Genomic DNA, 22452 nt, shown 5'->3' with positions numbered 1-22452 from the left:
CAATAAAGATGAAATCAACATTTATTTTGAAAGGGCTTTTTTTGAGTTTACTCAGCGCTTGCTCCGTTGCGCAGGCTACCGTATCGCCTGACAGAACGCGTATCATCTTTAATGAAGGTGATAAAAGCGTCACTATCAAATTAACCAATCAGAGCAAAGCGCTGCCTTATCTGGCGCAATCATGGATTGAAGATAAAAATGGTCAAAAAACGCGTGAATTTATCACGCCACTACCGCCTCTTCAGCGGCTTGAAGCGGGAGAACAAACTCAGGTCCGCCTGATGGGTCAACCGTCGTTGATGCAGCTTCCTGCGGACAGGGAGTCGCTCTTTTACTATAACGTGCGTGAAATTCCCCCGCGTACTCAACAAAAAAATGTGATGCAACTGGCGATGCAGAGCCGTTTGAAACTGTTCTGGCGTCCTAAAGCGATTGCATTGAAAGAAGGGCAGGCAGTGCCCATGGATAAGGTAGATGTTTCGCGTACTGCCACGGGCGTGACGATTAAAAACGGTACGCCTTATCATGTGACGGTCGGTTACATCGGTATTGATGGCAAAACATTGTTACCGGGAGCAAATGGTTTTATGGTTGCTCCTTTTGATCAGACCAGTTCGGATATCAAAAATTTACCGGCAAAATTTCAGATTGGCTATATCGGTGATTACGGCGGTTTAAACATGTTCAGTGTGAGTTGCACGTCAGTACAACCGGTTTGTCACAGTGAATTCATGCAGAAGGGACAATAATGAAAAAGATTATCATGCTCCTGTGCGCCTGGCTTTTATTGGCTTCATCATCAGCATGGGCGGTAAACTGTTATGAGAATAGTAAAGGCGGACGGGTAACCATCGATAATAAGTTACCCAGCTTTACTGTCCCTTCAAATGCGATCATTGGCAGCAAAATATGGGAAAGCTCGGATATCAACGTGACAGTCTATTGCGATGATGCAGCAGGCTGGACAGAAAACAACCAAACCGAAGATATTTATGCCTGGATTTTGCTTTCAGACAAGAACAGTAGTGAGGTATTAGATAACCCTTATTTCACCTTTGGCGTCACCTATAATGGTGCTGACCACGAAGGCATCAATGATGGTATTGATACCGGAGCCTGTCTTGATAAATTCAAGCAGTTGTATGATGGAATTTGGTACAACCCTATTTGTAATGGCAGTACCTTGCAGAAAAATATTACTTTCCCGGCGCGCTTTCGTTTATACGTCAAACTGAAAGCGATTCCCACCGATCCTGATGCAGTCTACAACTTCGGCACAGTTAACGTATTACAGTTTGACGGGGAAGGGGGCGCTAACCTTAATAAAAATGCCAAGAACCTGAAGTACAATATTACGAATCTTGATAATATTCACTTCCTCGATTGTGGTGTTGATATTAAAATTTTCCCTGAAAACCAGATTGTCGATTTTGGCCAGGTGAATAACGTGGACGTGTGGTCGCAAAAAGCCGCCTTTTCTGTTTCCACGATACGAGATGTCACTGCCGCCTGCTCGGAGCAGTTTGATGTCACCATGAGCTTCAACACCGACGATCTCTATGACACCAGACATGTGGATATGGGTAATGGTTTGTTGATGCAAATACACGATGAGACTACAGAAGAAGATCTCCTGATGAACACGTACTATGCCTTTACCACTTATTATCCGGGGCAAGAGGCCAGTACCGTGACGCATAATTATATAGCCAGGCTCAGCAAAAATCCGGGCAGAGATATAGAGGTGGGACCGTTTAGTAAAGATCTTATCCTGAAGATTAACTATCAATAGTTGTCGAACTTTCCAGAGCCAGCCACAGAATGTGACTGGCTTTTTTTGACCTTTGTAAAACGCATTGTTAATAGCGGCAGCGTTATTTGAGCAAAAATACGTTTTGTCCGTGAAGGGATTGCCGCATGATCTGCCCTCTTCCTGAGGGCAGATCATATCGCGACCGGTTTACTCGCCCTGTGCAGCGCTCTCAATCGTCAGACGCACATCTGACGTAATCAACTCTGCCAGCATCTGATAAACCTTCATGGTTTCTGCCGGTTCCGCATCCCCGGTATCGCTGATATAGCCCTCATCACGCAGCGTCAGCACCAGAGAACTAAAGACTGCTTTATCGAAGAACTCCGGTGCGTTGATACCGTGCAGCACGGATAAACGCTGCGCCACGGTACGACTCTCTTTCTCCAGCGTGCCACGGTTGATCGACGGATTAGCACTGAGCAGCCAGAAGGTAATCGCATAGCGCTGTAGCGTTTCACGCGCGCCTGCCGCCAGCAGTTGCAGCGTCCGGGCACGGGCCGGGTTGATACGGAACTCCGCTTCTTCGGAGGTAATCAGCCCCTGGCGCGCCATCTCTGCCGTCAGCGCGTCAATCACGCCTGCCACTTCGCTGGTATCCCAGCGCAGGAACAGTTCGGCTTTCAGCATCGGATAAAGTAATTCCACATGATGCAGCAGGGCGTCGCGCGAAATCTGCCGATGCTGAGTCACAATGGCGGCAATCAGCGACGGCAACATCAGCATATGCGTGATGTTATTGCGATAGTAAGTCATCAGAACCGCCTGCTCGCGCGGCAGGACGATGATATCGCCGATGGTGTCTTTCTCGACCAGGAACTTATTCATCTGCAATGCATGCTCAATAAGTTCGTTAGCCGTGGCGACAGGCGCGGTAGAGTCCGGCGCATACGGCACATTACGTAACAGATCGAGATAGCAATCCAGTTGTTGCGTCAGTTGCTCACGCGTCAGGGAGCGCTGACGGGAAGCCAGCAACGCGGTACAGCACAGGTTCATGGCGTTAGCCGCCCCTGCATTGTTAATGCGCACCATCAGATCGGCGGCGATGCGGTTAACGGTCGGCGTTAGCCAGGCCGGGCGCACCGCTTCAATCGGATCGATGGATTCACGCCACTCAGGCACATGGTGATTAAGGTAGGTCATCAGCGGCATCGGCTCGCCGAAGTTGACGTAGCCCTGACCGAGATTACGCAGCTTGCTCAAACCGCGCATCATTTGCAGCAGGTTTTCTTTCTCTTTCGTCGCGCCACGCAGCTCTTTGGCGTAAGTGCCCACTTCCATCACATGCTCATAGCCGATATAAATCGGCACCAGAGTGATTGGGCGCGTCCCGCCACGGAGCATCGCCTGAATCGTCATCGACAGGGTGCCGGTTTTTGGATCCAGCAGGCGGCCAGTACGTGAGCGGCCACCCTCGACAAAATACTCAACGGAATAGCCGCGGCTAAACAGCTCACCGAGATATTCACGGAACACCGTCGAATAGAGCTTGTTACCCTTAAAGGTACGGCGAATGAAGAACGCGCCCAGGCGGCGGAAAATCGGCCCGGCAGGCCAGAAGTTCAGATTGATACCCGCAGCAATGTGCGGCGGCACCAGCCCCTGATGATAGAGCACGTAGGAGAGCAGCATATAGTCCATATGGCTGCGGTGACAGGGCACGTAGACAATCTCATGACCGTCATGCGCCAACTGCCGCACGCGCTCGGCGTTATGCACGTTAATCCCCTGATACAGACGGTTCCAGGTGAAGCCCAGAATACGGTCGGTCAGGCGGATCATCTCGTAAGAGAAGTTAGCGGCAATCTCCTCCATCAGCGCAATCGCATTCTGCTGCGCTTTTTCATGAGAGATTTTTTTGCTGCGTGCTTCGTCTTCTACCGCGCGGGCAATGGCTTTGGACGCCAGAAGCTTATTAAACAGATCCTGACGGGCAGGCAGACGTGGCCCAACGGCCGCCAGACGCTGGCGGGCAAAGTGCATACGCGCAACGCGCGCCAGCTTTTGCGCAATGATCTTATCCGTTCCATGCTCGTCTGCCATACGCCGCAGAGAGACCGAAGGGGAGAAGCGGACAAAACTGTCGCGCCCCAGCCAGGACACGGCGAAAAACTTTTGTATGCCATTGAGCATGCGCAGCGGCGGATTAACCTCGCCCTTCTCACGCCCTGGCGAACGGCCAAACATCACCGATACCGGCACCATCTGCACGTCCAGACCCGGATTGCTGCGATGCAGATCCAGATAGTCGTGGAAGAGTTTGATAGACTCTTCTTTCGGCGTGTAGTAGGTAAACACACGCGGTCCGCCGTGAATAAAGACGTAACGCGGCAGCAGGGTGCCGTCGACCTCCAGCGGCTCCAGAGGATCGGGGAGATCGTGCGCCAGGCACTGCGTGCGCAGCGTCAGCAAATCCGCTTTTGAGTTATAAGGCAATACGTACATAATCGGGCGGGAGGTATCCAGACCCAATTCCTGTGCGGGTTCCGCCGGAATAGACTTGCTCTTTACCAGCACGCTTAATGGTAAATTCAGTAATTTGTAGTAAATTCGTGGCCAGCCGGACATAAACGATGTGAAGCCTCTGGTTAATCATGCAAATGCGCTGCAAGGATATCAGAAAGTGAACCGATTTTCTGAGCTTACGCAGGACGCGCGCTATATCATTGACGCTAATAATGTAAAAAGGTTCTTTTAATGGCCAATAATACCACCGGATTGACCCGGATTATCAACGCAGCGGGTTATTCCTGGAAAGGATTTCGTGCGGCATGGATTAACGAAGCCGCTTTTCGGCAGGAAGGCGTGGCCGCCATTGTGGCTATCATTATCGCCTGCTGGCTGGATGTGGACCCCATCACGCGTGTCCTGCTGATAGGCTCGGTACTGCTGGTGATGATTGTGGAAATTTTAAACAGTGCGATTGAAGCTGTCGTGGACCGTATCGGCACGGAACGGCACGAACTGTCGGGCCGCGCCAAGGATATGGGATCGGCGGCGGTACTGCTGGCGATAGTCGTCGCGCTTATCACCTGGACCACTTTATTGTGGTCGCATTTCCGCTGAAGGTCGCAAAAGTAGAAAAGTCTCTTATTTTTCGTGCCATTGGTGGTTCCAAAATCGCCGTTAGCTGTATATACTCACAGCATAACTGTATATACACCCAGGGGGCGGAATGAAAGCGTTAACGGCCAGGCAGCAAGAGGTGTTCGATCTCATTCGGGATCACATCAGCCAGACAGGCATGCCACCGACGCGTGCGGAAATTGCGCAACGTTTGGGGTTCCGTTCCCCAAACGCGGCTGAAGAACACCTTAAAGCGCTGGCGCGTAAAGGGGTGATTGAGATTGTTACCGGCGCATCGCGTGGTATTCGTCTGCTAATTCAGGAAGAAGAAGGCATTCCGCTTATCGGTCGCGTGGCTGCCGGTGAGCCGCTGCTGGCGCAGCAGCATATTGAAAGCCACTATCAGGTTGACCCGTCACTGTTTAAACCCAACGCCGATTTTCTGCTGCGCGTTAGCGGGATGTCGATGAAAGACATCGGTATTATGGACGGCGATTTGCTGGCAGTGCATAAAACGCAGGACGTGCGTAACGGTCAGGTTGTCGTCGCGCGTATTGACGAAGAAGTAACCGTGAAGCGCCTGAAAAAACAGGGCAACGTCGTTGAACTACTGCCTGAAAATAACGAGTTTTCACCTATCGTGGTCGACCTGCGTAAGCAAAACTTCTCTATTGAAGGACTGGCTGTTGGCGTGATCCGCAACGGCGAGTGGCTGTAACCTCGTTCTGATTTCTGCGGTGCTGTTGGTGCCGCAGGATCTCCTCTTTACCCTCTAATACCATCTCAGCCTTATGGCGCTTCACAGGGTTAAATATTCTTAATTCCCCGCAGGGTACAGGATCCTCATCTACACTTATTCTTACGTTCAGCAGAAAACACAGCTTATCTGGACGACAGAATTCGAATGATTTGTACCCCAACAATGAGGACATAATTATGAATAAAGACGAAGTCGGCGGTAACTGGAAACAGTTCAAAGGTAAAGCGAAAGAACAATGGGGCAAACTGACCGATGACGATATGACCGTCATCGAAGGTAAACGTGACCAGCTGGTGGGTAAAATCCAGGAGCGTTATGGTTATCAGAAAGATCAGGCGGAAACCGAAGTGAAAGACTGGGAAACCCGTCACGATTACCGCTGGTAGTAGTGCACTCAGCTAACCCCTGAGAAGTCCTGCCCGAAGGTACATGGAGGTACCACCCCAAAAGAAGCCGTGCTGCAATCAGCGCGGCTTTTTCTTGCTCTGAATACTGTGATCGTGATGACATTCGCCGGGATGACGACAGGCTTCAACCTCGGCGCACTCTGCGCACAGGCCGTGTGCTTCGATCACATTGTGACGTAAAGCAAACCCCATCCGCGCTGCCAGCGCATGCATGATATCTTCCACGCCGTCGGCACCTTCCTCTTTTACGACGCCGCAGCGGTCGCAGATAAACATCGCCGACGTGTGGGAGTGATCGAAAAGATGGCACAGCACGTAGCTGTTGGTCGATTCCACCTTATGCACGAAACCCTGCTCGAGCAAGAACTCCAGCGCACGATATACCGTCGGCGGCTTGGCCTGCGGTTCTTTGTCGCGCAGCAGGTCGAGCAGATCGTAGGCGCTAATTGCGCCCTGTTGCAGGCTCATTAACCGCAACACTTCAAGGCGCTGCGGAGTCAGGCGCACATTGCGTTGCACGCACAGCTTTTCAGCTTGCGCTAACATCTCCTGCGAAGTGGTCTTGTCCATAGCGTCCTCTGGTGGGGGTGGGCAGAAGCCTATTTTATCATGTTCTGTTGAAAGTCAGAAATGGAGGCTGCTGCGTTCAGAAAACGGAGTGCGAACATGTGAGCATCGTTTGAAAGAAAAAATTTTTGTGAGTACAATGGATGTACAAAGCAGGAGGGTTTTATGGATACCAGAATTAACACCCGAATTTCTGAAGAACTAAAAAGCGACGTCACGCATGTTTTGAACGGTTGCGGCTTAACGGTTAGCGCCGCTATCCGTCTGTTTCTGGAAAAAGTTGTTCAGACTCAGGGATTGCCTTTTGATGTAACTCGTCGCCCCTCGGCGAAAACAGCCGCTGCACTACGTGAGACACAGGATATTCTCAGCAAACGTAGCGCCCGTTTTGATTCCGTGGATGCCATGCTAAAAGGACTTAATGGCGATGGTGAACAAGAGAAGTAAAATACCGCGAGCGGTTGAATACACGAAAGCCTTCATGAAGTCATGGGAACGTTATAATCGCTCCGGCCGCTATAACATGAACGATGTAGTAACCGTTATGCAGTTGATTTTCGCCAATAAATTGCTTCCAGCTGAGTACCTTGACCATGAGTTAAAAGGTAACTGGATGGGGACGAGAGAGCTTCACGTTGGCGGTGACTTCTTACTTCTATACAATATCGATGAAAAGCAAAATGTAGTTGTATTTGTTGATTTAGGTACTCATAGCGAGCTATTTGGTTGAGACGTATCTCAGGCGAAAAGATAACCCGGCGATGATATTGGATTGGGCTTTTTACCTGTTTGAGATCGCCAGAAGCCTCGTTCACAGACGTAAATTACACACAAGCAGCAATGGCAGATGCTCAAATCCACAATACCTAAAAAGTTTAAAATGTATCAAAATAAAGAGCCTGAAAACAACGAGATATCTGATAATACAGCGGCTTTCCCCGCCCACCGTTTCTCCATCGCGCCGATGCTCGACTGGACGGACAGGCACTGCCGTTATTTCCTGCGTCTGCTTTCCCGCCACACGCTGCTGTACACGGAAATGGTCACGACAGGCGCGATTATTCACGGTAAAGGCGATTATCTGGCCTATAGCGAAGAAGAACAACCAGTCGCGCTCCAGCTTGGCGGCAGCGATCCGGCGGCGCTTGCGCAGTGTGCGAAACTGGCAGAAGCGCGTGGCTATGATGAAATCAACCTGAACGTGGGTTGTCCTTCAGACCGCGTGCAAAACGGTATGTTTGGTGCCTGCCTGATGGGTAACGCCGCGCTGGTCGCGGATTGTATTAAGGCGATGCGCGATGTGGTTTCCATTCCGGTGACGGTGAAAACGCGTATTGGTATCGACGAGCAGGACAGCTATGAGTTCCTGTGCCAGTTTATTGATACCGTTTCCGGCAAGGGCGAATGCGAGATGTTTATCATTCATGCGCGCAAAGCCTGGCTTTCCGGGCTGAGTCCGAAAGAAAACCGCGAAATCCCGCCGCTGGATTATCCGCGCGTTTACCAGCTGAAGCGCGATTTCCCGCACTTAACCATGGCGATCAACGGCGGTATTAAATCGCTGGAAGAAGCCAAAGCGCACCTTCAGCATATGGATGGCGTGATGGTCGGGCGTGAGGCGTACCAGAACCCGGGGATTCTGGCGTCGGTGGATCGCGAAATCTTTAATACCACCGGCGCAGATGCCGATCCGGTGGCGATAGTCCGCGCCATGTACCCGTACATTGAACGCGAACTTAGTCAGGGAACCTACCTCGGGCATATCTCACGGCATATGCTGGGGCTGTTTCAGGGGATCCCCGGCGCGCGCCAGTGGCGTCGTTACCTGAGTGAAAATGCGCACAAGGCAGGAGCCGATATTGAAGTGCTCGAGCGGGCACTGAAGCTGGTGGCGGATAAACGCTAATCTTCACTACAATCTGGTCAATTTCACCACGCCTCGCTACCGTATGCGGGGCGTTTTTATTGATAATCAATAGCTTAATTCTGGCACGATTTTTGTAAATATAATGGTATCAAGGCATATTTCGGGGGAGATCGTCATGCTGGAATTACTTTTTGTTATCGGATTTTTTGTCGTGCTGCTGATGACGGGCGTATCACTGCTGGGCATCAGCGCGGCGCTGTTCGTGGCGACGGCGCTGATGTTTGTTGGCGGCCTGTTTGCGCTGGTCATCAAATTGCTGCCATGGCTGTTGCTGGCGGTCGCGGTGGTATGGGTTATTCGGGTAATAAAAGCGCCAAAAGTACCGCAATATCAGTGCAATAAGCGCTCTCGTTACTAAGGAATGTGCAGAGGATCACAACCCCAGCACTTTGGACGAGAATCGCGTAGGCTTTGCTTAGCAAATCTGTCACTATTCTCCGTCTAACGAATTCATCGCGCTGTACCCTACATACGGCCGAACTAAAAAAAAGTAAGGGCTTCCCTCGTGGAAGCCCTAAACTTTTCTAGGGGATCAGCAGGCTTGAACCCTGCGTCGCCCGGCTCTCAAGCGTCTCATGGGCTTTTTGCGCATCCTTCAGCGCAAATTTTTGCGCCTCCGCCACATCCACCTTGATCACGCCGCTGGCGATCAGTGAAAACAGCTCATTGCTGGCTTCGGTCAGCTCCTCGCGGTTAGTGATGTAGCCCTGAAGGGAAGGGCGCGTCGCGAACAAGGAACCTTTCTGATTCAGGATGCCAAGGTTAACGCCGGTAACCGGGCCGGAAGAGTTACCAAAACTCACCATCAGTCCGTGGCGTTGCAGGCAGTCCAGCGAGGACTCCCAGGTATCTTTACCTACCGAATCGTACACTACGTGCACTTTTTTACCGCCGGTGATCTCTTTTACCCGCTCCACCAGGTTCTCTTCGCGGTAGTTAATCACCTGCCACGCGCCCGCCTGCTTCGCCCGCTGCGCTTTCTCCGCCGAGCCGACCGTGCCGATGAGCTTCGCGCCCAGCGCTTTCGCCCACTGGCAGGCGATTAGCCCAACGCCCCCGGCGGCAGCGTGAAACAAAAACACCTCATCCGGTTTAATTTCATAAGTTTTACGCAGTAAATAGAACACCGTCAGCCCTTTAAGGAACGAGGCGGCCGCCTGCTCAAAGGAGATGGCATCCGGCAAAATAGCCGCTTTATCAGCAGGTACGTTGTGTACCGAGCTGTAAGCGCCGAGCGCGGACTGCGCATAAACCACCCGGTCGCCGGGCTTGATATCGCTCACGCCGCTGCCGACTTTACTCACTACGCCCGCCGCCTCGGTGCCTAATCCGCTGGGCAATGACGGCGGCGGATACAGCCCGCTGCGGATATAGGTGTCGATGTAGTTGATGCCAATCGCTTTATTCTCTACCTGAATCTCATTTTCGGCTGGATCGCCCGGCGTAAACTCCACCGCCTGCAACACTTCCGGCCCGCCGTGCTTGTTAAATTCGATACGTGTTGCCATGCTTCCTCCTGAACAATGTGATAATCTTTCGACCCATTCATCATCTCGGTAACTCCATTCACTATGGCAGGAAATAAACCCTTCAACAAACAGACTGAACCTCGCGACCCGCAGGTCGCCGGGCTGAAAATGCCACCGCACTCGATTGAAGCGGAACAGTCGGTGTTGGGTGGTTTAATGCTGGATAACGAACGCTGGGACGATGTCGCCGAACGCGTAGTGTCGGATGACTTTTATACCCGGCCACACCGGCATATTTTCACCGAAATGGGGCGTTTGCAGGAGATGGGGAAACCCATCGACCTGATCACCCTCGCTGAATCCCTTGAACAACAGGGGCAGCTGGACAGCGTCGGCGGCTTCGCCTATCTGGCGGAACTATCAAAAAATACGCCAAGCGCGGCGAACATCAACGCTTACGCGGATATCGTGCGCGAACGCGCCGTCGTCCGCGATATGATTTCGGTGGCTAATGAGATTGCCGATGCGGGCTACGATCCGCAGGGCCGCAGCAGCGACGAACTGCTGGATCTCGCCGAATCCCGCGTTTTTCAGATCGCCGAAAACCGCGCGAATAAAGACGAAGGCCCGAAGAGTATCGATCAGATCCTCGACGCCACCGTGGCGCGTATTGAGACGTTATTTCAGCAGCCGCACGATGGCGTCACCGGGGTGGATACCGGCTATCAGGATCTGAATAAGAAAACCGCCGGTCTGCAACGCTCGGATTTGATCATCGTGGCGGCACGTCCGTCGATGGGTAAAACCACCTTTGCGATGAACCTCTGCGAAAACGCGGCGATGTTGCAGGATAAACCGGTACTGATCTTCAGTCTGGAGATGCCCGGCGAACAGATCATGATGCGTATGCTGGCGTCGCTCTCCCGTGTCGATCAGACGCGCATTCGTACCGGGCAGCTTGATGACGAAGACTGGGCGCGGATCTCCGGCACGATGGGGATCCTGCTGGAAAAGCGCAATATGTATATCGACGACTCCTCCGGCCTAACGCCGACGGAAGTCCGCTCCCGCGCACGGCGTATTTTCCGCGAGCATGACGGGCTGAGCCTGATCATGATCGACTACCTCCAGCTGATGCGCGTGCCGTCGCTGTCCGATAACCGTACCCTGGAGATCGCCGAAATCTCCCGCTCGCTGAAGGCGCTGGCGAAAGAGCTTCAGGTGCCGGTAGTGGCGCTGTCGCAGCTTAACCGCTCGCTGGAGCAGCGTGCCGACAAACGCCCGGTGAACTCCGATCTCCGTGAATCCGGCTCCATTGAGCAGGACGCCGACTTAATCATGTTTATCTATCGTGACGAGGTGTATCACGAGAACAGCGATCTTAAAGGCATCGCCGAAATTATTATCGGTAAACAGCGTAATGGCCCTATCGGTACGGTACGTTTGACCTTTAACGGGCAGTGGTCGCGTTTTGATAACTACGCCGGACCACAGTACGACGACGAATAATTCAGGTAGTTAAAGCAAACACTTATCAAGGAACACACATGCAAGCGGCAACTGTAGTTATTAACCGCCGCGCTCTGCGACACAACCTGCAACGCCTGCGCGAACTGGCTCCCGCCAGCAAGCTCGTTGCGGTGGTGAAAGCGAACGCCTACGGACACGGTCTCCTGGAGACCGCGCGAACGCTCCCCGACGCTGACGCTTTCGGCGTCGCCCGTCTCGAAGAGGCTTTACAGCTGCGTCAAGGCGGCATTCCCCAGCCGATTTTACTGCTCGAAGGCTTTTTCAACGCTGCCGATCTGCCGACCATCGCCGCACAGCATCTGCACACTGCCGTCCATAATCCCGAACAGCTTGAGGCGCTGGAAAGCGCCGATCTCAGCGAGCCGGTTACCGTATGGATGAAGCTGGATACCGGTATGCACCGCCTCGGCGTGCGCCCGGAAGAGGCGGAGGCGTTTTATCAGCGTCTGACGCAGTGCAAAAACGTGCGTCAGCCTGTCAATATCGTCAGCCATTTTGCCCGTGCCGATGAGCCTGAGTGTGGGGCCACAGAGAGACAGCTCGATATTTTTAATACGTTCTGCGAAGGCAAACCGGGGCAGCGCTCTATCGCCGCTTCGGGCGGCATTCTGCTATGGCCGCAGTCGCATTTTGACTGGGCGCGGCCGGGCATTATTCTCTACGGCGTCTCGCCGCTGGAGCAAAAACCCTGGGGCCCGGATTTTGGCTTCCAGCCGGTCATGTCGCTCACCTCCAGCCTGATTGCCGTGCGCGAACATAAAGCCGGCGAGCCGGTCGGCTACGGCGGCACCTGGGTGAGCGAGCGCGATACCCGTCTGGGTGTGGTGGCGATGGGCTACGGCGATGGTTATCCACGCGCCGCACCGTCCGGTACGCCGGTGCTGGTCAACGGGCGTGAAGTGCCGATTGTCGGGCGCGTGGCGATGGATATGATCTGCGTTGATTTAGGCCCGGAAAGCGCCGACCGTGCAGGTGATACCGTGATCGTGTGGGGCGAGGGTTTACCCGTTGAGCGAATTGCTGAAATTACAAAAGTAAGTGCTTACGAACTTATCACGCGGCTAACGTCGCGGGTAGCGATGCAGTATATCGATTAATCCTGGCTTTCCAGGGAGGGAAAATGTCCATACCGGAAATCGCCGCCTGCCTCAGCTATGCCATTTCAGTCTGGCTGGCGGCGCGTAACAGCGTTCACACCTGGTGGACGGGCATTATCGGTAGCGTGCTGTATGGCTGGGTATTCTGGTCGGTACAACTCTACGCCGATGTGACGCTACAGATCTTTTTCATCGCCACCAGTATTACCGGCTGGCTACACTGGCTTAAAGGCTATCACGGCGAGGTGCTTCCCATCAGGAAGACACACGTCGGCCATCTTTTTCTGCTTTTCTGCGGCGCGATCCTCGTCGCCGCTGGCTATGGCCTCTTATTGCATACCTTCACTAACGCCTGGTCGCCGTGGCTGGATTCCTTAATCCTGACGTTCAGCGTGCTGGCGCAGTTTATGCTGATGGGCCGCCGTCTGGAAAACTGGTACGTCTGGCTTGCCGTGAACACGCTGGCAGTCCCGTTGTATGCGTATCGTGGATTGTCCCTGACGGCGGGGCTGTATCTGATTTTCTGGTTTAACGCCTGGCACGGTCTGTGGAAATGGCGCAGAGAGCTGAGAAGGCAATGAAGCGCTTCGCCACCGGTCTTATTGTCGGCAAGTTTGCGCCACTGCACTGCGGCCATGAGCGGCTGATTAACGCCGCGCTGGCGCAGTGCGACACGGTACTGCTGCTGAGTTATTCGGTGCCTGAACTGCCGGGCTGCGAGCCGGAAAAGCGGCAGCGCTGGCTGCAACAGCGGTTTCCTCAGTGTCGGTCAATTGTGCTGACGCCTGAGCGGGTGACGGCGTGGCAACTCCCGGCGATCCCTCATAACGAGGATAGCGCGGATAGCCATCGACACTATGTTGCCACGGTATGCGAGCAGGTTTTTCAGCAACGTCCGCAGGCGGTATTTAGCGGAGAAGATTATGGTGACGGCTTTGCGGCGGTGCTCAGCGAGCGTTTTAAACAGCCGGTTACGCACGTCAGGCTACAGCGCGGTGCGGAGCCTGACGCGCCGTCCGGGACGCTGATCCGCGCCGATGTTCACCGCCATCGTGCGATACTGGCGGACGAGGTCTACCGTGATTTTATTTTTCGCATTTGTCTGCTGGGCGGAGAGTCCACCGGTAAAAGTACGCTCTCAAAAGCGCTGGCAGAGGCGCTGAATACCACGTTCGTCGCTGAATTTGGCCGTGAATACTGGGAACAGAAGCAGGGGGAGTTAGGTTATCACGATCTTCTGCATATCGCCCGCACCCAGGTCCAGCGCGAAGAGGCCGCACAGCCAGCGCAGTATCTGGTCTGTGACACCTCGCCGCTGACGACCCTGTTCTATACGCTTCATCAGTTCGGCCATGCGCCGCCAGAACTTCATCACCTTGCCGAGCGAGATTACGCATTGATTGTCCTGTGCGATGCCGATTTCGATTTTGTGCAGGACGGCACGCGGCAGGGGGAGGATTTTCGCCGTCTGCAACAGGCGTGGTATGAGCGAGAGCTGACGCGCAGAAAGCTGCCGTTTATTCGCGTCCTTGGTCCGGTTTCTGAGCGGATTACGCAAATTCTGACGCACCTGGCGACGCTGCATTAAACGCTGTTATCTCTTTGCAGGCTGGTTTATTGTGTAATTCACTCAGACCGTAAACCTGGAGAACCACCACGTGTTTCAGAAAGTTGACGCCTACGCTGGCGACCCGATTCTCTCCCTGATGGAACGCTTCAAAGACGATCCGCGCAGCGACAAAGTCAATCTCAGCATCGGCCTTTATTACAATGAAGATGGCATTATTCCGCAGCTACAGGCGGTGGCTGAAGCCGAGGCGCGTCTCAATGCGCAGCCGCATGGCGCGTCGCTTTATCTGCCAATGGAAGGTCTGAATAGTTATCGTCACACCATTGCTCCCCTGCTATTTGGTGCCGATCATCCGGTACTGGCGCAGCATCGCGTGGCGACCATCCAGACCCTCGGCGGCTCTGGCGCGCTGAAAGTCGGGGCGGATTTCCTGAAACGCTATTTCCCGAATTCTGGCGTCTGGGTCAGCGATCCAACCTGGGATAATCACGTGGCCATTTTTGAAGGTGCCGGATTCAGCGTAAACACCTACCCCTGGTTTGACGATACCACCAAAGGCGTTCGCGTTAATGCGCTCATCGAAACGCTGAATACGCTGCCCGCGCAGAGTATTGTCCTGCTGCATCCGTGCTGTCATAACCCTACCGGGTCCGATCTCACCAATGATCAGTGGGATGCGGTAGTAGAGGTGCTGAAGGCCCGTGAGCTGATCCCGTTCCTCGATATTGCCTATCAGGGTTTTGGTGCGGGTATGGAAGAGGATGCGTATGCGATCCGCGCGATTGCCAGCGCCGGGCTGCCCGCGCTGGTCAGCAATTCGTTTTCCAAGATTTTCTCGCTGTACGGCGAGCGCGTCGGCGGGCTGTCGGTGGTCTGTGACGATGCTGAATCGGCCTCTCGCGTGCTGGGTCAGTTAAAAGCGACCGTGCGTCGCAACTACTCCAGCCCGCCGAATTTCGGTGCGCAGGTGGTCTCGACGGTGCTGGGTGACGCCGGGTTAAAAGCTAGCTGGCTGGCAGAGGTGGAAGAGATGCGCCTGCGAATTCTGGCGATGCGTCAGACGCTGGTCACGGTGCTAAAAGAGGCCGTGCCGGGACGCAACTTCGACTACCTGCTGCAACAGCGCGGCATGTTCAGCTATACCGGACTGAGCGCGGCCCAGGTTGATCGCTTGCGCGACGAATTTGGTATTTACCTGATTGCCAGCGGACGAATGTGTGTCGCCGGACTGAATACACGCAACGTTGAGCGCGTGGCACAGGCTTTCGCTGCGGTAATGTAAGCGCTCACTTACCCGCTGCCCGGGCGCGAAGTCTGGCAAAATCATGTCGGACTTCGCGCATTACCTGCCTTTTTGATCCCGCACAACCAATGCCGATAAAACCCTTTCTTTCGCCTGCCGCTGAGATTAAGGTCTGAAAAAGCGCACAATAACTGCGCACGTTAACAACATAAAAAATAGGGACTTAAGGGAAACGTATGCGCAAAATTATCATGGCGCTCAGTACCGCCTGCCTGGCTCTGGCACTTAATGGCACGGTCGTCGCCCGCGCCTCCACGCCTTCTCCGCTGTACACAGGCACCAACGTTGCCAGACTCGCTGAACAAGCGCCGGTTCACTGGGTTTCCGTGGCGCAAATCGAAAATAGCCTGACGGGACGCCCGCCGATGGCCGTGGGTTTTGATATCGACGATACCGTGCTGTTCTCAAGCCCTGGCTTCTGGCGCGGTAAAGAAACGTATTCGCCCGACAGCGAGGACTATCTGCACAATCCGGCCTTCTGGGAAAAAATGAATAACGGCTGGGATGAGTTCAGTATTCCAAAAGAGGTGGCGCGCGCGCTGATTGCTATGCACGTTAAACGCGGCGACCGTATTTACTTCATCACCGGACGCAGCCAGACCCAGACCGAAACGGTGTCAAAAACGCTACAGAACGATTTTTCTATTCCGGCGGCAAACATGAATCCGGTCATTTTCGCGGGCGATAAAGCAGGCCAGAATACCAAAACCCAGTGGTTACAGGATAAGCAGATCAAACTGTTCTACGGCGATTCTGATAACGACATTACTGCCGCGCAGGAGACGGGCGCGCGGGCGATCCGTGTGCTACGCGCCTCTAACTCGACCTATAAACCGCTGCCGCAGGCTGGCATGTTTGGCGAAGAAGTGATTGCTAACTCTGAATATTAACGTTCACATGTGAATTGCTGGCTTTTTAAACAAAAAGACGCCAAAGGGTTTACCTTTTGGCGTCTTGCTGCACACTTAGAGAGGTTCATCTTTCTGACTGGAGCAGCTTATGTGGTATCAGCAAACCCTGACATTACGCGCGCAGCCGCGTGGATTTCACCTGGTGACGGATGAGGTGCTGGGGCAAATTCACGATCTATCACGCGTTAACATCGGCTTGCTGCATCTGCTGCTTCAACACACTTCCGCCTCCCTGACCCTCAATGAGAACTGCGATCCGAGCGTTCGACGCGATATGGAACAGCATTTTCTCAAAGCCATCCCCGATAACGCCCCGTATGAACATGATTATGAAGGGGCAGACGATATGCCCTCGCATATCAAATCATCAACGCTGGGCGTTTCCCTGCTGCTGCCGGTGAAAAACGGGCGCGTGCAACTCGGCACCTGGCAGGGGATTTGGCTGGGAGAACATCGTATCCACGGCGGTTCGCGTCATATTATCGCGACCCTGCAAGGAGAATAATCATGACCGATTCGGAACTCTTACAATACTGTATGGCAAAACCGGGCGCGGAACAGAGCGTACACAGCGACTGGAAAGCCACGCAGATTAAAGTCGCAGATGTCCTTTTTGCGATGGTCAAAATAGTGGAAGAACGCCCGGCCGTTTCCCTGAAAACCAGCCCCGAGCTGGCAGAGCTATTACGTAATGAACATAAAGATGTTCGACCCAGCAAGCATCTTAATAAAGCGCACTGGAGCACGGTGTACCTTGACGGCACATTGCCAGCTTCACAAATTTATTATCTGGTAGATGCCTCTTATCAGCAGGTCATCACGACGCTGCCGGAAGATAAACGCAAACTGCTGGCGCGCTGACTCAGAGTGCGGCAATCAGCGTTGCCAGTGCGATATCAAGCAGGCGGATGACAATCGACTGAATGCGACTGCGGAGAGCTATTTCCGCATTATTCGCGCGCAGGCGGGCGATGTCGCGCTGCCCCTCCAGTAAAACGATCAGATCATCCTGGGTAAGCCAGCCACGTGCTTTTTCGCGCAGAGCCAGTGCGATCAACGTTCCGGCATCGCGTATGCCGGCATCTTCATCGCGGGTGGCAAGATCAAGCAGGGTGATAAATTCTGTGGCCGCTGTGCCTAAGCTCGCAGGCTGTCCTTTGGCGTTGGTTAAAAGCGTATTAAGCGATGGCATCTTTATTTCTCCGGATGGCAGGCGGAACCGGGTCGCAGACATTCGCCCTCAATAGCCAGTTGCCATGCCTGCCGGGCCTGCTGTGTGAACAGTCTCGCCTGAACTTCTGTCAGCGCGCTGTTTTGTCGGATTACTCGCGCATGCAGGCGAAAGTAATTGTCTTCCAGCAGGGTCAGATTCTCTATGCGTAGCGGATCGTTAAGCGTTGCCGCCAGCATCAGCGCCTCATCAAAGCCCTGGCGGAGTTCGCTATCGTCCCGGGCAATGATGTTTGTATCCAGCGGCGCGGTGGCCGCATCGGCGATAAAGTGCAGATACGACGTTTCCAGCCCTTCCAGTTGCTGATGGGCCTGAGCGTTGTAGTTATCGGTTAGCGAGCAGGCCGACAGCAAAAGGGCGCAGCATACGGCGGCGCATCGGGTGATCCAGTGATAGCAAAGCATGATCGTTTCCGGCGGTGAACAGGTGCGGCAATCTCATACCAGCCGGGGTGACGGGGCAAATCATAAAAGCTCACGGGGGAGAAATGAGAACGGATGAGGAAAAATGATGCCGCTTCCCGTAACAGGAAGCGGCAGAGAACGGTTACAGCATCGGTTTGAGGAAACGCGCGGTATGCGAAGCTTCGCACTCCGCCACCGTTTCCGGCGTGCCGGAGACGAGGATCTCGCCGCCGCCGCTGCCGCCTTCCGGACCGAGATCGACCACCCAGTCGGCGGTCTTGATGACATCAAGGTTATGCTCAATCACCACGATGGTGTTGCCCTGATCGCGTAACTGGTGCAGCACTTCCAGCAGTTGCTGAATATCGGCAAAGTGCAGACCGGTAGTCGGCTCATCAAGAATATACAGCGTCTGCCCGGTACCGCGCTTCGACAGCTCACGCGCCAGCTTCACGCGCTGGGCTTCACCGCCGGAAAGCGTTGTCGCCGCCTGACCGAGACGGATGTACGACAGGCCAACGTCCATCAGCGTTTGTAACTTACGCGCCAGCGCCGGTACGGCATCAAAGAACTCACGCGCTTCTTCGATGGTCATATCCAGCACTTCGTGAATGCTTTTGCCTTTGTACTTCACTTCCAGCGTTTCACGGTTATAGCGCTTGCCTTTACACTGATCGCACGGCACGTAAATGTCCGGCAGGAAGTGCATCTCAACCTTAATCACGCCGTCGCCCTGACAGGCCTCGCAGCGCCCGCCGCGCACGTTAAAGCTAAAACGTCCTGGCGTATAGCCGCGTGAACGGGACTCCGGTACGCCGGCAAACAGTTCTCGCACTGGCGTAAAGACGCCGGTGTAGGTCGCCGGGTTAGAGCGCGGCGTACGACCGATTGGGCTTTGGTCGATGTCGATAACCTTATCGAAATGCTCCAGGCCCTGCACATCGCGGTACGGTGCCGGTTCGATGATGGTCGCGCCGTTCAGCTGACGCTGAGCAATCGGGAACAGCGTATCGTTAATCAGCGTTGATTTACCGGAACCGGAGACGCCGGTCACGCAGGTAAACAGCCCCACCGGCAGCGTCAGGGTAACGTCTTTCAGGTTATTGCCGCGTGCGCCGGTTAACCGCAGCACTTTCTCCGGATCGGCTTTCACCCGCTCCTTCGGCACCTCGATTTTGCGCTTGCCGCTCATAAACTGACCGGTCAGGGATTCCGGCACCGCCATAATGGCGTCCAGCGGACCTTCTGCTACTACCTGACCGCCGTGAACGCCTGCACCGGGGCCGATATCAATCACGTGATCCGCCGCGCGAATCGCGTCTTCGTCATGCTCCACCACAATCACGGTGTTACCAAGATCGCGCAGGTGAACCAGCGTCCCCAGCAGACGTTCGTTATCGCGCTGATGCAGGCCGATAGAGGGTTCATCCAGCACGTACATGACGCCGACCAGGCCCGCACCAATCTGGCTTGCCAGACGAATACGCTGCGCCTCGCCGCCGGAAAGCGTTTCCGCCGAGCGTGAAAGCGTCAGGTAGTTCAGGCCGACGTTGACCAGGAATTTCAGACGATCGCCAATCTCTTTGAGCACTTTCTCAGCGATTTTCGCCCGCTGGCCGGACAGCTTCAGGTTAGTGAAGAAGTCCATCGCATGACCGATGCTCATATCAGAGATGGTCGGGAGCGCGGTGTTTTCAACAAATACGTGACGCGCTTCGCGACGCAGACGCGTCCCTTCACAGGTCGCGCACGGACGGTTGCTGATGTACTTTGCCAGCTCCTCGCGCACCGCGCTGGATTCGGTCTCTTTATAGCGACGCTCCATATTATGCAGCACGCCTTCAAACGGATGACGGCGCACGGAAGTATCCCCGCGGTCGTTCATGTATTTGAATTCAATAGACTCTTTACCGGAACCAAAGAGAATGACCTTCTGCACGCTGGCGCTCAGGCTGCCCCACGGTGCATCGACGTCGAATTTGTAATGCTCCGCCAGCGAGCGCAGCATCTGGAAATAGTAAAAGTTACGGCGATCCCAGCCGCGGATCGCCCCGCCCGCCAGCGACAGCTCCGGGTTTTGCAGCACGCGATCGGGATCGAAATACTGCTGCACGCCCAGCCCGTCACAGGTTGGACACGCGCCCGCCGGGTTATTAAACGAGAACAGGCGCGGTTCAAGCTCGCGCATGCTGTAGCCGCAAATCGGACAGGCAAAGTTGGCGGAGAAGAGCAGCTCTTCCGCTTTGGGATCGTCCATATCGGCGACGATGGCCGTACCGCCGGAGAGATCCAGCGCCGTTTCAAAAGATTCGGCCAGACGCTGAGAGAGATCGTCACGTACCTTAAAGCGGTCGATCACCACCTCAATAGTATGTTTCTTTTGCAGCTCCAGCGAGGGCGGGTCCGAGAGATCGCAGACTTCGCCGTCAATCCTGGCGCGGATATACCCCTGACTGGCGAGGTTTTCCAGCGTCTTAGTGTGTTCGCCCTTACGCTCTTTGATGATGGGCGCGAGCAGCATTAGCCGCTTTTCCTCAGGCTGTGACAGCACGTTATCGACCATCTGGCTGACGGTTTGCGCGGCCAGCGGTACGTCGTGATCCGGGCAGCGCGGCTCGCCCACGCGGGCAAATAGCAGACGCAGGTAGTCGTGGATCTCGGTAATCGTCCCTACGGTAGAACGCGGGTTATGCGACGTTGATTTCTGTTCAATAGAAATCGCTGGCGATAAGCCTTCAATATGATCGACATCCGGCTTTTCCATCAGCGACAGGAACTGACGCGCATAGGCAGAAAGGGACTCGACGTAGCGACGTTGCCCTTCAGCGTATAACGTGTCAAAAGCCAGAGAAGATTTGCCAGAACCCGAAAGCCCGGTGACGACAATCAGTTTGTCGCGAGGGATAACGAGGTTGATGTTTTTTAGATTGTGGGTACGTGCGCCCCGAACTTCTATCTTATCCATTCACCTTTCCCGGTAGCCTGATTTGTTTGAAGGACAAACGGCGTTTTTTTGCAACTGAAACGGCTAATTATGACACAAATTAACCTGAATGAATATACAGTATTGGAATGCAACTTCCATGCAGATGTGCAAAAATGTCATCAGGAAGTTGTTTAACGGAATCGACTTCACAAGGTATCAAAGCGTGGTCTGGTAATGTTACAATCGCGCGTTTACACTCATTAAGAACGTTTTCAGGAGACACAATTATGGCCAGTAGAGGCGTAAATAAGGTGATTCTCGTCGGTAATCTGGGGCAGGACCCGGAAGTACGCTACTTGCCGAGTGGTGGCGCAGTTGCCAACTTCACGCTGGCTACTTCCGAATCCTGGCGTGATAAGCAGACCGGTGAGACGAAAGAGCAGACAGAATGGCATCGCGTGGTGATGTTCGGCAAACTGGCGGAAGTGGCCGGTGAGTATCTGCGCAAAGGTTCTCAGGTGTATATCGAAGGGCAGTTACGTACCCGTAAATGGACCGATCAAAGTGGTCAGGAGCGCTACACCACCGAGATTAACGTCCCGCAGATTGGCGGCGTGATGCAGATGCTGGGCGGACGTCCGCAGGGCGGCGGCGCACCGGCAGGCGGCGGTCAGCAGGGCGGTTGGGGTCAACCTCAGCAGCCTCAGCAGCAGTCTCAGGGCGGCAACCAGTTCAGCGGCGGCGCGCAGTCTCGCCCGCAGCCACAACAGCAGGCAGCACCTGCGCAGTCCAACGAACCGCCGATGGACTTTGACGACGATATTCCGTTCTAAGCGCGATATCCCGACCAGCTCCTTTACCGGGGCTGGTCAGTTCATTGTGTAACAGACTATCATCAGGTCATGACCACAGGCCATTCCGGCGGCATCTGCCCCATCGTTTCAACCATCACATCTTTTACGTTGCCCCAGATCATAGAGACATCAGCCATCGTGATCCCCAGCAGGTTGGTCGCAAACCAGCAGGCGGCAATCATACCCAGCAGCGTGCTGATCACCGCCAGGCCGATATAATCCGCTTTGCGAAACTGAATGTTCAACGTGCTGGCTAAAAACATTAGCCCGGCGCTTACCAGAGGCCAGCGCAGCAACACGACGCTGGTAGTAATGGTAGCCATGAAATCTTATCCTCAGTGAAAAACGACATGCCTTCGGCCAGCAGCCCGGCCGGGAGGCGCAGACTGTCGTCAGGCAGGGAAATTTTTATGAAACGGCGTTCCTGTGTCACAGGATTTGTGAACTATATCACATTTGTTGTTTTATTCGCCAGTGAAAGAACCGCCTTCGTGCTTGTCGAAGGGCAAGAAAAATGTCATACGTAGTGATGAAACTCCGCTATAGTGATATCTGGTTTTCTCAATTCAGTTTTGATTAAGAATTAAGCGGCGATAACATGTTTCGCCCTATAACTA

General features: G+C 54.1%; 25 protein-coding genes. 18 read left to right on the top strand and 7 right to left on the bottom strand.

The window, feature by feature from the left end:
* Positions 1–8 precede the first annotated feature (8 nt).
* Together INT84_RS13785 and INT84_RS13780 are read left to right on the top strand one after the other, a co-directional pair.
* On the top strand, positions 9–749 hold the full coding sequence (locus INT84_RS13785) for a molecular chaperone (RefSeq protein WP_194207232.1): 741 nt from the start codon (positions 9–11) through the stop codon (positions 747–749).
* Positions 749–1792 carry a pilus assembly protein gene (locus INT84_RS13780; RefSeq protein WP_194207231.1) on the top strand — a complete coding sequence of 348 codons (1044 nt, stop codon included), beginning with the start codon at positions 749–751 and terminating at the stop codon, positions 1790–1792. Before INT84_RS13785 ends, INT84_RS13780 begins: the two co-directional genes overlap by 1 nt.
* A 168-nt stretch (positions 1793–1960) precedes the next feature.
* Here the strand turns inward: INT84_RS13780 and plsB are convergent, their stop codons facing one another.
* Positions 1961–4381 carry a glycerol-3-phosphate 1-O-acyltransferase PlsB gene (gene plsB / locus INT84_RS13775; protein WP_194207230.1) on the bottom strand — a complete coding sequence of 807 codons (2421 nt, stop codon included), beginning with the start codon at positions 4379–4381 and terminating at the stop codon, positions 1961–1963.
* A 129-nt stretch (positions 4382–4510) separates the two neighbouring features.
* On the opposite strand from plsB, the gene INT84_RS13770 reads away from it, so the two are divergent.
* The 3 genes from INT84_RS13770 (at position 4511) to INT84_RS13760 (ending at position 6025) form a co-directional block, all read left to right on the top strand.
* Complete coding sequence (locus INT84_RS13770; protein ID WP_194207229.1) at positions 4511–4879, top strand: diacylglycerol kinase; 369 nt, start codon at positions 4511–4513, stop codon at positions 4877–4879.
* 109 nt (positions 4880–4988) lie between these two features.
* On the top strand, positions 4989–5597 hold the full coding sequence (gene lexA, locus INT84_RS13765) for a transcriptional repressor LexA (protein ID WP_176920901.1): 609 nt from the start codon (positions 4989–4991) through the stop codon (positions 5595–5597).
* A 218-nt stretch (positions 5598–5815) separates the two neighbouring features.
* Complete coding sequence (locus INT84_RS13760; RefSeq protein ID WP_176920900.1) at positions 5816–6025, top strand: CsbD family protein; 210 nt, start codon at positions 5816–5818, stop codon at positions 6023–6025.
* Positions 6026–6103: 78 nt separating this feature from the next.
* On the opposite strand, the gene zur is transcribed toward INT84_RS13760, so the two are convergent.
* Entirely contained in the window at positions 6104–6616 is a 513-nt protein-coding gene (gene zur, locus INT84_RS13755) for a zinc uptake transcriptional repressor Zur (protein WP_176920899.1), read from the bottom strand.
* A gap of 162 nt (positions 6617–6778) precedes the next feature.
* Between zur and INT84_RS13750 the strand changes: the two genes are divergently transcribed.
* The 4 genes from INT84_RS13750 to pspG all read left to right on the top strand — a co-directional run bounded on the left by INT84_RS13750 (position 6779) and on the right by pspG (position 8898).
* Positions 6779–7060 carry a type II toxin-antitoxin system RelB/DinJ family antitoxin gene (locus tag INT84_RS13750; RefSeq protein WP_194207228.1) on the top strand — a complete coding sequence of 94 codons (282 nt, stop codon included), beginning with the start codon at positions 6779–6781 and terminating at the stop codon, positions 7058–7060.
* Complete coding sequence (locus INT84_RS13745) at positions 7035–7343, top strand: type II toxin-antitoxin system YafQ family toxin (RefSeq protein ID WP_194207227.1); 309 nt, start codon at positions 7035–7037, stop codon at positions 7341–7343. Before INT84_RS13750 ends, INT84_RS13745 begins: the two co-directional genes overlap by 26 nt.
* A gap of 150 nt (positions 7344–7493) precedes the next feature.
* Complete coding sequence (gene dusA, locus INT84_RS13740; RefSeq protein WP_194207226.1) at positions 7494–8519, top strand: tRNA dihydrouridine(20/20a) synthase DusA; 1026 nt, start codon at positions 7494–7496, stop codon at positions 8517–8519.
* Between the two features lie 136 nt (positions 8520–8655).
* Complete coding sequence (gene pspG / locus INT84_RS13735) at positions 8656–8898, top strand: envelope stress response protein PspG (RefSeq protein ID WP_194207225.1); 243 nt, start codon at positions 8656–8658, stop codon at positions 8896–8898.
* A gap of 166 nt (positions 8899–9064) precedes the next feature.
* On the opposite strand, the gene INT84_RS13730 is transcribed toward pspG, so the two are convergent.
* Entirely contained in the window at positions 9065–10048 is a 984-nt protein-coding gene (locus INT84_RS13730; RefSeq protein WP_176920894.1) for a quinone oxidoreductase, read from the bottom strand.
* Between the two features lie 63 nt (positions 10049–10111).
* On the opposite strand from INT84_RS13730, the gene dnaB reads away from it, so the two are divergent.
* From dnaB to INT84_RS13690, 8 genes are all read left to right on the top strand, one after another.
* Positions 10112–11518, top strand: a complete 1407-nt coding sequence (gene dnaB, locus INT84_RS13725) for a replicative DNA helicase (RefSeq protein ID WP_194207224.1) — start codon at positions 10112–10114, stop codon at positions 11516–11518.
* Positions 11519–11556: 38 nt separating this feature from the next.
* Positions 11557–12636: an alanine racemase gene (gene alr, locus INT84_RS13720; protein ID WP_194207223.1), complete on the top strand. Its 1080-nt coding sequence runs from the start codon at positions 11557–11559 to the stop codon at positions 12634–12636.
* Between the two features lie 23 nt (positions 12637–12659).
* Complete coding sequence (pnuC, locus tag INT84_RS13715) at positions 12660–13217, top strand: nicotinamide riboside transporter PnuC (RefSeq protein WP_194207222.1); 558 nt, start codon at positions 12660–12662, stop codon at positions 13215–13217.
* Positions 13190–14224 (top strand): AAA family ATPase, encoded by a 1035-nt coding sequence (locus tag INT84_RS13710; RefSeq protein WP_228066224.1) that lies wholly within the window; start codon positions 13190–13192, stop codon positions 14222–14224. Before pnuC ends, INT84_RS13710 begins: the two co-directional genes overlap by 28 nt.
* A gap of 70 nt (positions 14225–14294) precedes the next feature.
* Entirely contained in the window at positions 14295–15488 is a 1194-nt protein-coding gene (gene tyrB / locus INT84_RS13705) for an aromatic amino acid transaminase (RefSeq protein ID WP_194207221.1), read from the top strand.
* A 197-nt stretch (positions 15489–15685) separates the two neighbouring features.
* Positions 15686–16399 carry an acid phosphatase AphA gene (aphA, locus tag INT84_RS13700; protein WP_194207220.1) on the top strand — a complete coding sequence of 238 codons (714 nt, stop codon included), beginning with the start codon at positions 15686–15688 and terminating at the stop codon, positions 16397–16399.
* Between the two features lie 109 nt (positions 16400–16508).
* A complete protein-coding gene (locus INT84_RS13695) occupies positions 16509–16925 on the top strand; it encodes a secondary thiamine-phosphate synthase enzyme YjbQ (RefSeq protein ID WP_194207219.1) in 417 nt (138 codons plus the stop codon).
* Between the two features lie 2 nt (positions 16926–16927).
* Positions 16928–17281, top strand: a complete 354-nt coding sequence (locus INT84_RS13690; RefSeq protein ID WP_176920887.1) for an MmcQ/YjbR family DNA-binding protein — start codon at positions 16928–16930, stop codon at positions 17279–17281.
* A gap of 1 nt (position 17282) precedes the next feature.
* Here the strand turns inward: INT84_RS13690 and INT84_RS13685 are convergent, their stop codons facing one another.
* From INT84_RS13685 to uvrA, 3 genes are all read right to left on the bottom strand, one after another.
* Entirely contained in the window at positions 17283–17612 is a 330-nt protein-coding gene (locus tag INT84_RS13685; RefSeq protein ID WP_194207218.1) for a hypothetical protein, read from the bottom strand.
* Between the two features lie 2 nt (positions 17613–17614).
* Positions 17615–18055, bottom strand: a complete 441-nt coding sequence (locus tag INT84_RS13680; RefSeq protein ID WP_194207217.1) for a hypothetical protein — start codon at positions 18053–18055, stop codon at positions 17615–17617.
* Positions 18056–18197: 142 nt separating this feature from the next.
* A complete protein-coding gene (gene uvrA / locus INT84_RS13675; protein WP_194207216.1) occupies positions 18198–21020 on the bottom strand; it encodes an excinuclease ABC subunit UvrA in 2823 nt (940 codons plus the stop codon).
* A 248-nt stretch (positions 21021–21268) separates the two neighbouring features.
* Between uvrA and ssb1 the strand changes: the two genes are divergently transcribed.
* Positions 21269–21814: a single-stranded DNA-binding protein SSB1 gene (gene ssb1 / locus INT84_RS13670; RefSeq protein WP_176920883.1), complete on the top strand. Its 546-nt coding sequence runs from the start codon at positions 21269–21271 to the stop codon at positions 21812–21814.
* A 62-nt stretch (positions 21815–21876) separates the two neighbouring features.
* Here ssb1 and INT84_RS13665 read toward each other — a convergent pair whose 3' ends face one another.
* A complete protein-coding gene (locus INT84_RS13665; protein ID WP_194207215.1) occupies positions 21877–22158 on the bottom strand; it encodes a YjcB family protein in 282 nt (93 codons plus the stop codon).
* Positions 22159–22452: the final 294 nt, after the last annotated feature.

It is taken from the genome of Superficieibacter sp. 1612_C1 (genome assembly GCF_015234305.1).
Lineage (GTDB): Bacteria > Pseudomonadota > Gammaproteobacteria > Enterobacterales > Enterobacteriaceae > Superficieibacter.
Note: the sequence above shows the minus strand (reverse complement) of the source record. Positions and strands in the feature narration are given on the sequence as shown.